Genomic DNA, 10270 nt, shown 5'->3' with positions numbered 1-10270 from the left:
CTGCCGATGGCCCTCACCCTCAACGGCGTCCTGCTGTGCCTGGCCGCCGCCTGGTTCCTCACGAGGAGGCACGGTGTCGTCCGTATCTGATCGCGCGCGGCTCGTCCGGTTGGGGGCCTTCGCCATGGCGTTCGGGGTGGCCCTCGGCGCCTTCGGTGCACACGGGCTGAAGAGTCGCCTGACGCCGGACCTGCTCGCCATCTACGAGACGGGCGTCAGGTATCACCTGGTGCATGGCCTGGCCCTGTTCGTGACCGCGTGGCTGGCGGGCGAAGACAAGGGGCGCGCGGCACGCCTCGCCGGCCTGCTCTTCGTGGTGGGGATCCTGCTCTTCTCGGGCAGCCTCTACCTGCTCGCGCTGACCGGTGTGCGCGCCCTCGGCGCAGTCACGCCGCTGGGGGGCGTCGCGTGGATCGCCGCGTGGACGATCCTGGCGCTGCGTGTGCGCTGGTAATTTGAAATTGGAAATCTGAAATTCTCGCGGGCGCGCGGCTCTCGCCGCGCTGCCCCTCGGAGTTCCCGGGCGAGCGAAGGCCGAAGGCCGAGCCACCGGGAATTTCAAACTTCCAATCTCAAATTGCCGGCTCAGTCGCGCCGACAGACCCACCAGTCGAGCACCTTCCGCGACGTGCGGTCCCCGGCGGCACACGGCTCGTTCCCCACGACCGTGGCCCGAGGGCCGGCCTTCAGCGCCTGCCGCGCGTACTCACTGATGCGGATCGCTGAGGTCGGCGAGAGTTGCACGCGTTCGCGCGACAGGAAGTCGACGTGGTACGACACCCAGTACGACGCCCAGCCGTAGCGGTCGCCTTGCGCGACGAGATCGTCGGCGAGGACGCGGTACGCACTTGGCGGCGGGCTGGTGCGGTACTCATGCAGCAACTGGACGTGAGTCCACGTCATCGCCGCGGCCCACACGACCACCGCGGCACTCATCACCGACATCCACCTGTCGCCGCCCGGCAGCGCCGACGACGAAGGCGACGTCGTCCCTGAGGGGCCGCGTAGCACGAAGGCGAGCGCGGTGAGTCCGACGGGCGCCAGCGCGAGGAGCAGGTGGTAGCGGATCGTGAACAGGCTCCGGATGTTGCAGCCGGTCGCCACGCCGGCGAGGCCCAGGATGCCGGTGAGCACGAGCATCACCGGCAACAGGACACGCGGGTCGTCGGGCGCGCGCAACGGCGGCAGCCATCGGCTTCCTCGGCGAACCACCAGACCGCACGCCGTGAGCCAGGCAAGCCCGAGCGGCCACGCCGCCCACGGCACTCCCGAGGGCTGGCCAGACAGGATGAGGGCGCCGGGGGGCTGCGCCTGCACGCCGAAGAAGGTCGGCACGTTGTGCCCGGCAAGCCAGCCGACGTTGCCGGCCATCACGCCGGGCGACAGGCACACGCTCTTCGCGACGAGGTCCACGTTGGTCACGCCGTCCGCCAGGCGTGGCGGCGCCGCATCGGGCCCGAACATCGACGCCGTGTGCCTGAGCAACGTGACCGTCTGCCGCGCTCCCAGGAACACCAGCAGGACCACGAGCCAGTGGGCGAGCCGGCGGCGGGTGAACAGTTCGCCGGTCCAGGCCTCGACGGCGACGATCGCCACGGCGGCAAAGAGCGTGAACTCGCGCTGCAGGAAGCCGAAGGCGAACAGCAGCCCGAAGGCGAGCGCCCGGCGCCGGAGCATCCACAGCAGCAGCGCATACAGCAGCGGCTCGATGGTGCCACCCTGGGCCTGCACCATCCGGCTGGCGGTGATCGGCGGCAGGGCGACGAACCAGAGCGCCGACACGAACGCCTGCCAGGCGCGCAGGCCCGCGTCACGGACCAGGAGCCACACCAGGAGGCCCCCCGTCGCGACGTTCAGGATCAACAAGGGCAGCTTGAGTCCGAACACCGTCGGCGGGCTCGTGAGGAACACGAGCGCGGCCATCCAGGCCTGGACGCCCATCATGTAGAGCTGACCGTAGAAGAACAGGGGCCACGCACGCCCCTCGGCCAGGTGCATGGCCATGAGGCCCACGATGGCCTGATCGGCATCGAAGTCCGCCTGTTCGTACTGGAGAAAGACCCAGGAACGAAGGACAATCAGCGCCGCCGCGGCCAGGATGGCCGCCCAGATGGCGCGCGATGACGAGGCACGGACAGGCGTGAGCACGAGATCGGCAGGATCGGCAGGCGGGCCCGCAGCGGGCGCCCGGCCGACCTCGCGCATTGTACGCACGTCGCGCCAGGTGTGGCCCATGGTGGCCGGGATCGCCGTGCTGGTGACGGTGGCGTTGGCGGCTCCGCACGACGCCTGGACGCCTCACGCTGTCGGGCCAGCGCCAGCAACGGCGTGGGAGGCGGTGCTGCCCGGCGCCCAGGCCACGATCGCGTCGTGGCAGGTGACCCTCGGCCGCATTCTCGCCCCCGCCGTGCCGGTCACGGCGGCACTCCTGGTGGCGGGCGCCTGTGCCGGGCTGGCCACAGCGCTGCTGGCCAGCGCGCTCGTCCACGCGGGCCTGTCGCCGTTGCTGGCCGGCCTGCTGGCGCTGGTGGCTGCGGCCGCCCCGCTGTCGGCCTGGCAGGCCTCCTCGCCCCTTGGCGCGGCGCCCCTGGCGGTGGCGACCGCGTTCACGCTGTGGTGGCTCACCTCCCGTAACACTCCGTCGCCTCGCAGTCCAGGGCTGCGCTCGACCATGGGCCTCGCGGTGCTGCTCGTGGTGGCCGAAGCGACGGCGCGGTTGCGACAGGAGTCGACGCTGGCCGACACGCTGCGCCTCGTGCGTGGCGACCTCGGTCTCCCCGGCCTCGTACTCCTCATACCGTGGTTGGGCGGAGCGCCCGCCAGCGTGCCGCGACGCCGCGTCTGGCTGGGACTGGCGGCAGTGGCCCTGCTCACCACGCCGCTCCCCGGGCCGGTGCGCGCCGCCGCGCTGCTGCCGTGGACCTGGTGGATCGCCGGCGCGACCGTGGCCCAGTTGGTCCACGAGCGCGGCACGCCCGCCCCCCGCTGGGCCGTCGTCGCCCTGGCCGCGTGGGTGGCCCTCCACGCCGCGCAGGTGCCGTGGGGGCACCAATACCAGCAGGCGGCCTTGGTGCGATCGTGGGCCGAGGCCGTGACCGCCCGCGCGTCGGCGCAGACCCCGATCGTCACCGCATCGACGGCTCGCGACGCGCTGGTGAGCGCGCTCGTGTCGCGCACGCCCGACGGCGCCGCAGCGCGACTGGTGCCGCTGGGAGGAGCTGCCGCCGCCAGCGCCGAGGGCCGCCATCCTGTCGTGCTCAGCGCGCACGGCCAGGGCACGCTGCGCTGGCAGGGCGTGGCGCTCGACGACATCGAGGGCGGCATGGGCACGTCGGTGGAGCGCCTGCTCGACGGCCTGCCGCGCGGCGTGGTCACGGTGGCCGTCATCGCGGAGGAGGCAGCGCGGCGTCTCACACCGGCGCACTGGCAATCGCTGGGGCGGGTGGGCCTGCGGCTGGCCGACGCCGGCCAGGCCCGTGCCCATGCGCTGGTCGGAGTCACCGGCGCGCGCGTCGGAGGCCTCGAGGCCGCGCAGGCGGAGTCGGTGCGCCTCGACGTCCAGCCGGGCGACCCACTGGGCCGCCTGGAGACACGGTCGCCGGTCGACCTGCGCCTCGAGGCCGACATCTCACATGTCAACGTCTGGTTACGCGGTCAGCCCACGATCGTGCGTGCGCCTGGCCTGGCACTCGTCTTCTTCAGCACGCGTGGCGACCTCCTGGCGTGGCGCAGCGGCCCCGACCCGGAGCACCTCGACGGACCGCCCCTGGGCGACGGCGTCCTTGCGCGGAGCCAGGCGGTGACGGCCCTGCCCTGCCTCGACATCCGCCCGGGCGTCGAGTCGTCGCTTGCCGCGCTCACCTCCATGGGCGCGCTGGGGATCAGCCTGACTGAGGCGGGCCGTGCGGAGGTGGCAATCACGCGCCCCGGCACCGCGAACGACGCGGTGCGCCTGGCCACTCCGACCACACCCGAGGGCCCCGTGCTCAGTGCCGGACCGGGCGCGGGCGTCTCGCTGACCTTTCCCGCGGCGGGCGTCGCGGGGCTCCTGCTGCGCGGCCCCGTCGCGCAGGCCGTCGTGCGCGCCTCCGCGCCCGGCCGCGTGTGCGGTGCCTGGCCGATGCTGCACGCCATCTCCCTGGCCAGCGGCCCCGTCACGATGGCTGTAGGTCCCGGCCTCGAGCCGTTCTTCGGACGGGGCTGGCACGACGTCGAGTTCGAGTCCGGTACGGGGCACTTCCGCTGGATGGCTGGGGCCAGCGCAGACCTGCTGTTCGCGCTCCGCAACGCCGAACCGCTGCTGTTCTCGGTCGACATCCAGGGGCCCGAGGCGCCGCAACCCGACGACACCGTGCACCTCGCCATCAATGGCCATGACGCAGGTCTGCGGCCGCTCCGCCCGATCCGCGGACTCTACGAGTGGCGCGTCGACCCGGCGCACCTCATGCCAGGCCCCAATACCTTCACGCTGACCACCACGCGCACGCGGCGACCTATCGAACGTCAGCCCGGAGCCGACCCTCGCCTGCTGGGCCTGCTCGTGCGCGGCTGGAGCTTCCGGGCCGCCGATCGTTGAGGCCCGTCTCGCCCTATATCACCGGCGCACGCTCGCCCCCTCTTGATGTGTCCGTGATGTGTCCAGGCGCGCGTGGCGCCGGACCCTCGCGTGACCTCTGCGAGGTTCGTGCATGTTCCGCAATGCGTTCTGCGCGGTGGCGCTGGCCACCCTCACCCTGCTCGTCACGGCGCCCGTCGCGGCGGCGCCCCCGTCGCTCACCACCTGGCTCTTCGCGGAAGGGTCCACCAACGGCGCGTTCGGCTTCGAGCAGGAGATCCTGATCGGCAATCCGAATGCGCTGCCCGTGACGGTCACGTTCGAGCTCTTCACCCAGGACGGACAGGCGCTGGTCCCCGTCACGCGCACCATCGCGGCGCGCACCCGACACACCGAGCACATCCGCAGCCTGGTCGGTGATCGTGCCGGCATCGCGCTGAAGCTCACGTCGGCACTGCCGATCGTCGCCGAGCGGACCATGTACTGGGGTGGCGGCCTCTTCCGGCCGGAGGTGAAGGGCTACCGGGGGCGCGTCAGCGACATGCGCGGCGGCCACAGCGAGCACGGCACCGACGACGGCGCCCGCACGTGGTACTTCGCGGAAGGCGAAGGCAAGTTCTTCAACACCTTCATCTCGGTGGCCAACCCGGGTACCTCGCCGGCCAACGTGGTGGTGTCGTACCGCGACGACAGCGGCACCGAGGTCAAGCAGGCCGAAGTGGTACCGGCGCATGCGCGGCGCACGTTCTGGCCCACGGCGGTACTGAGCGCGCGACTCGTCTCCGGTCGCGCGGGCTTCTCCACCATCGTCACCTCCGACGTCGACGTGGTCGCCGAGCGGCAGATGTACTGGGGCGACGGCGCACCGTCGGGCATCCGTGGCGGTCACTCGGCGATGGGCGTGTCGGCGCCCGCCGCGACGTGGCTGTTCGCCGAGGGCATCCAGGGCAGCCTCGCGCCTGGCGGGGACCCGTCGTTCGACACGTTCGTGCTGCTGTTCAACCCCTCCCCTGCGCCCATCGACGTGACCGTGGAGTTCTTCGGGCAGGCCGGCGTGAAGCTCGCGCAAGTCGTCCGTACGGTGAAGGCGGGGGCGCGTGGCGGCGTGTGGGCCAGGGAACTGCCGGCGCTCACCAACAAGGCGTTCGCCATTCGCGCCACGGCGACCGAGGCCTTCGTCGCCGAGCGTGCCGTGTACTGGCGCGGGCTGTCGGAAGGGACGGCCACGGCCGGTGCCAACGAGCCGGCGCGGCAATGGGGCTTCGCCGAGGGTCTGCAGGGCGGCTTCCTGAAGTACCAGGACGACGACGATGACGACAAGCGCCGGTTCAACACGTTCTTCCCCATCTACAACCCAGGGATGACGCCGGCGACCGTGACCGTGCACTTCTACACCGAGGACGGCGACACCGGCGTGAGCAAGACGATCACCGTGCCGGCGCAGTCGCGCGAGACGGTGTGGACGCTGCTCTACGACGAACTGGCCAACCGCCGTTTCGCGACGTTCTTCTCGTCGACCGAGCCCGTGGTGATCGAGCGCGTCGTGTACTGGGGCAAGGGCAACAAGGCCGGACACGCCTCACTCGGCATCCCGCTGCCCGACAGCCTGGCGCTTACACCGGCCACATCGGCGCCCGCGGCTCCGCGACTCACCATCCGCGAGATCGAGCCATCGCACGGTCCTGTCACGGGTGGCACCGAGGTCGAACTCGAGGGCGCGGGCTTCGGCAACACGGAACTCGGCACGCAGGTGCTGTTCGGCGGCGTCCCGGCCCTGCGCCTCGAGGTGGAGCACGATCGCGAGCTCAAGGCCATCACGCCGCCCCATGCCCTCGGCGCCGTCGACATCACGATCATCACGCGAGGCACCACGCTCGTCCTGCCGAAGGCCTTCGAGTACGTGGCGGCCGGCACGACGGGGTCGGGCAGCGGACGCGGCCGTGGCAGCGACGACACCGATGACAGCGACGACGATTCCTCCACGGCCGGCACGAAGGTCGAGATCGAGCCGCGCTGGGGTCCTGCCCGCGGCGGCACCCTGGTGAAGGTCGAGGTCGACAATGCCCTGGGCCGCGTCATCGAGGTCGGCAGCCAGGTGTTCTTCGGCACGGCCGCGGCCAGGGTCGTGAAGGTGGAGGGGAACGAGATCCGCGTGGTAGCCCCGGCCGGCGTGGCGGGCAAGGTGAACGTCACGGTCGTGACGCGAGGTCAGGTCGTGGCGCGCGGGACGTTCGAGTACCTCTGATGCCGCACTGCCTTCGGATAGGCCGACCATAAGCAGGGCTCATGCGTCTATTCGTCGGCGAGGGGAGGTCCGGGTCTGCCGGTGCGGGTAATTCGTTCCGCAGCGATTCCGGACACCGCTCGCTGCGCCGCGTCAGCACACGGGGACGATCGGTCGGCATCGTGCCGCCGGATGCCCCCGGACTGCCCCAGCCGTGTTCCGGCCCAGCTCTTGCAGCGGCCGAGCCGGATGAGTGCGGCGCCGGGGTGCCGTCCTGCCGTCATCGACGTGCTCGCAGGGTCTGCGGCAAGAAAAACCATTTTCGCCCGTTCCAGAAGGCTCCTATAGTAGGGGTCCCAACGCGTCTGTCGGTGTCCCGGCCACCGGGTGGTTGACGCGGCGTTCTCCATGAGGTCCGTTCATGTTCCGAGCCGTGAAGTTGGCGGCCATGGCGCTTGCAGCCACGGTCGCGCTCTCCCTCCCCACGCCTGCCGCTGCGCAAGATTTCACGACGTGGTTGTTCGCTGAAGGGTCCACCAGTGGGCTCCTCGGGTTCGAGAAGGAACTCCTCCTCGCCAACCCCAACAACACGCCGGTGCAGGTCACGATCGCCGCGTTCACACAGGATGGCGATGCGATTGCCCCCTTCCAGTTGACGGTCGATCCGCTCAGCCGCACCGGTGTCAACGTCCGGTCGATGCCTGGCGTGGGTGACCGGGCCGGCATTGCCCTGCGAGTGACCGCCACCGGGCCGATCATCGCCGAGCGCACCATGTACTGGGGCGGCGGCCTGTTCCGGGGCGGCAAGATCTGGACCTCGGCGGTCAACGACCTGCGCGGCGGGCACAACGAGAAGGGCGTGCCGGTCGGGTCCTACACCTGGTACTTCGCCGAGGGCGAGGGCAAGTTCTTCAACACGTTCATCTCGGTGGCCAACCCGAACAACGTCGCCACCAAGGTGCGCGTGCGCTACCTGGACGACAGGGGCACGACGGTCACGCAGGAAGATGTGGTGCCGGCCAACGCGCGGCGCACGTTCTGGCCCACGTCCGTCCTGAGCTCGCGCTTCCAGCCCGGGCAGGCCGGCTTTGCCACCATCGTCGAGTCGGTGGACGACAACACGGTGGGCACCAAGCAGCTGGTGGTCGCCGAGCGCCAGATGTACTGGGGCCCGGGCGCGCCGTTCGGCATCCGCGGCGGCCATGCCGCGATGGGCATCACGCAGCCGAACGCGACGTGGATGTTCGCCGAGGGCGTCCAGGGCGGCACGCTGAACTTCGACACCTACCTGCTGCTGTTCAACCAGAACAGCACGCCGACCACCGTGACGGTCAAGTTCTTCGCTGACGGCGGCGTGGAACTGGCCACGGTCACGCGCACCATCCCGGCGCTGGCGCGCGACAACGTGCCGACGTCGACGGTGCCGGCGCTCGCCGGCAAGGCGTTCGCCATGGAAGTCACGGCGACGCAGCCGATCGTGGCCGAGCGCGCGGTCTACTGGCGCGGCCTGCTCGAGGGCCATGCCACGGCTGGTGCCACCGCGCCGGCGCGCAAGTGGGGCTTCGCCGAGGGCCTGCAGGGCGGCTTCCTGATGTACCAGGATGCGTCGCAGACCGACAAGCGGCGCTTCAACACCTTTTTCCCCATCTACAACCCCGGGTCCACCGACGCGGTGGTGACGGTGTACTTCTACACCGAGGGCGCCAACACCGGCGTGACCAAGACGGTGAACGTGCCGGCCCGCTCGCGCGCCACCGTGTGGCCGCTGCTCTACCCCGAGCTCGCCAACGAGAAGTTCGCGACGTTCTTCTCGTCGACCGAACCGCTGGTCGTCGAGCGCGTCGTCTACTGGGGCAACGGCTTCACCGCCGGCCACGCCTCGCTCGGCACGCCGCTGCCTGACGGGTTCCCGCTCTTCGCGCCGACGGCGGCGCCGCCGACGCCCGGCACCACGCTGACCGTCACGCCCAACCGTGGCGTGCCGAGCGGCGGCACGGTGGTGGAGATCGAGGGCAGCGAGTTCGGCCACAACGATCTCGGCACGCGCGTGCTGTTCGGCGGCAAGCCAGCCGCGTCGTTCGAGGTGGAGAACGACAACCTGATCCGCGCCGTCACGCCTGCGGGGTCGACGGGCAAGGTCGACGTGACGGTCGAGACCAACGGCCAGACGATCGTCGCGCCGCTGGCCTTCGAGTACTTCGACAAGAACGCCGCCTGGCGGCCGATCAGCTTCGGCGACGAGTACCGCCTGGTGGAGTCGGTCGCAGCCGCGCGCCCGTTCGAGCTGCTGTTCTCGTGCACCGAGAAGGGCAGCCCCAACTCGAACACGTTCATGTTCGAGGTGGTGGTGGCGCTGCGCCAGAAGTACCAGACCAACCGCTGGGGCCTCAACTGGAAGCGCGGCAACGTCGGCGATCCGTCGCAGGACATCGTCAACTACTACACCGGTCCCGAGGGCAGCAACATGCGCAACAGCACCAGCGTGCGCATCTACGACATCATCGGTGGCCACTGCGGCAACCGCCCGGGGCCCTTCTGGATCGACCAGACGTCTGCCACGGCGGCGGCTGGCGCCATCGGCCGCTGGACCGTGGACCCGATGTGCGGCATCGCGCGCTACCGCGACGCGAAGTTCGACAACGGCGAGTGGATGTTCCCGGAATGCCGGTAGGGGAATGCCGCGATGCTGCGATGCCGGAATGCCTGATGCGAAGGACGAAGGCCAAAGGCACGAAGGCTCAAGGTTGAAGGTTGAAGGTTGAAGGTTTGAAGGGCTGGAGACCACCACGGTCGACGGCCGAGCAATGAAGAGGGCGCTCTCCTCGCGGGGAGCGCCCTCGTTTTCGTTCCGACCGGTCGCGTGGCGGCCGCACTCCTGTTACTCATTTCGCGAAATTCGTTTCATGTAATACACTTCGCTCATCCCGACCGTATCCCGAAGAGTCGATATTGCGGACCAGCCTGGTCGCAGATACAGTAGGGTCGCTCCTTCGCCGCGCGGGGAATCCCAGTCTCCGTGTGCCGGCGCAGGCTTTTCTGACGAGGGTGTGCATGTTCCAAGCGACACGATTCGCGAGGGCCGCCGTCTGTGCGGCCGTCGCGTTCTTCATGGCAGGGCCGGCGCAGGCGCAGGACTTCACCACGTGGCTGTTCGCCGAAGGCTCCACGAGCGGGCTGCTCGGGTTCGAGAAGGAACTCCTGCTCGCCAACCCGAACACGCAGCAGGTGCAGGTCACGATCGCGGCCTTCACGCAGGACGGCGAGCCCATCGCGCCCTTCAGCGTCAGCCTCGCGCCGCAGAGCCGCACCGGCGTCAACGTCCGGTCGATTCCGGGCGTCGGTGATCGCGCCGGCATCGCCTTGCGCGTGACCGCCACCGGGCCGATCATCGCCGAGCGCACGATGTACTGGGGCGGCGGCCTCTTCCGCGGCGGACGCATCTGGGCCTCGCCCGTCAACGACATGCGCGGCGGCCACAACGAGAAGGGCGT

6 protein-coding genes and 1 pseudogene are annotated in these 10270 nt (G+C 70.3%); 6 read left to right on the top strand and 1 reads right to left on the bottom strand.

Annotated features, from left to right (window positions below; genetic code table 11):
- Positions 1-124 precede the first annotated feature (124 nt).
- Entirely contained in the window at positions 125-454 is a 330-nt protein-coding gene (locus ACIRDX_RS17025) for a DUF423 domain-containing protein (protein WP_396626634.1), read from the top strand.
- Positions 455-585: 131 nt separating this feature from the next.
- On the opposite strand, the gene ACIRDX_RS17020 is transcribed toward ACIRDX_RS17025, so the two are convergent.
- Positions 586-2235, bottom strand: coding sequence for a hypothetical protein (locus ACIRDX_RS17020; protein ID WP_396626632.1), 1650 nt, complete (start codon positions 2233-2235; stop codon positions 586-588).
- Between ACIRDX_RS17020 and ACIRDX_RS17015 the strand changes: the two genes are divergently transcribed.
- The 5 genes and pseudogenes from ACIRDX_RS17015 to ACIRDX_RS16995 form a co-directional block, all read left to right on the top strand.
- Positions 2234-4576: a hypothetical protein gene (locus ACIRDX_RS17015; RefSeq protein ID WP_396626631.1), complete on the top strand. Its 2343-nt coding sequence runs from the start codon at positions 2234-2236 to the stop codon at positions 4574-4576. The genes ACIRDX_RS17020 and ACIRDX_RS17015 overlap by 2 nt on opposite strands.
- 112 nt (positions 4577-4688) lie before the next feature.
- Positions 4689-6800 carry an IPT/TIG domain-containing protein gene (locus tag ACIRDX_RS17010; protein WP_396626630.1) on the top strand — a complete coding sequence of 704 codons (2112 nt, stop codon included), beginning with the start codon at positions 4689-4691 and terminating at the stop codon, positions 6798-6800.
- Between the two features lie 7 nt (positions 6801-6807).
- Positions 6808-6891 (top strand): hypothetical protein, encoded by an 84-nt coding sequence (locus ACIRDX_RS17005; RefSeq protein ID WP_396626633.1) that lies wholly within the window; start codon positions 6808-6810, stop codon positions 6889-6891.
- Positions 6892-7200: 309 nt separating this feature from the next.
- Positions 7201-9450 carry an IPT/TIG domain-containing protein gene (locus ACIRDX_RS17000; protein WP_396626629.1) on the top strand — a complete coding sequence of 750 codons (2250 nt, stop codon included), beginning with the start codon at positions 7201-7203 and terminating at the stop codon, positions 9448-9450.
- 380 nt (positions 9451-9830) lie between these two features.
- Positions 9831-10270 (top strand): annotated as a pseudogene (locus tag ACIRDX_RS16995) (hypothetical protein); the annotation flags it as partial.

Source organism: Luteitalea sp., assembly GCF_044337415.1.
Taxonomy (GTDB): Bacteria; Acidobacteriota; Vicinamibacteria; order Vicinamibacterales; family Vicinamibacteraceae; genus Luteitalea.
Note: the sequence above shows the minus strand (reverse complement) of the source record. Positions and strands in the feature narration are given on the sequence as shown.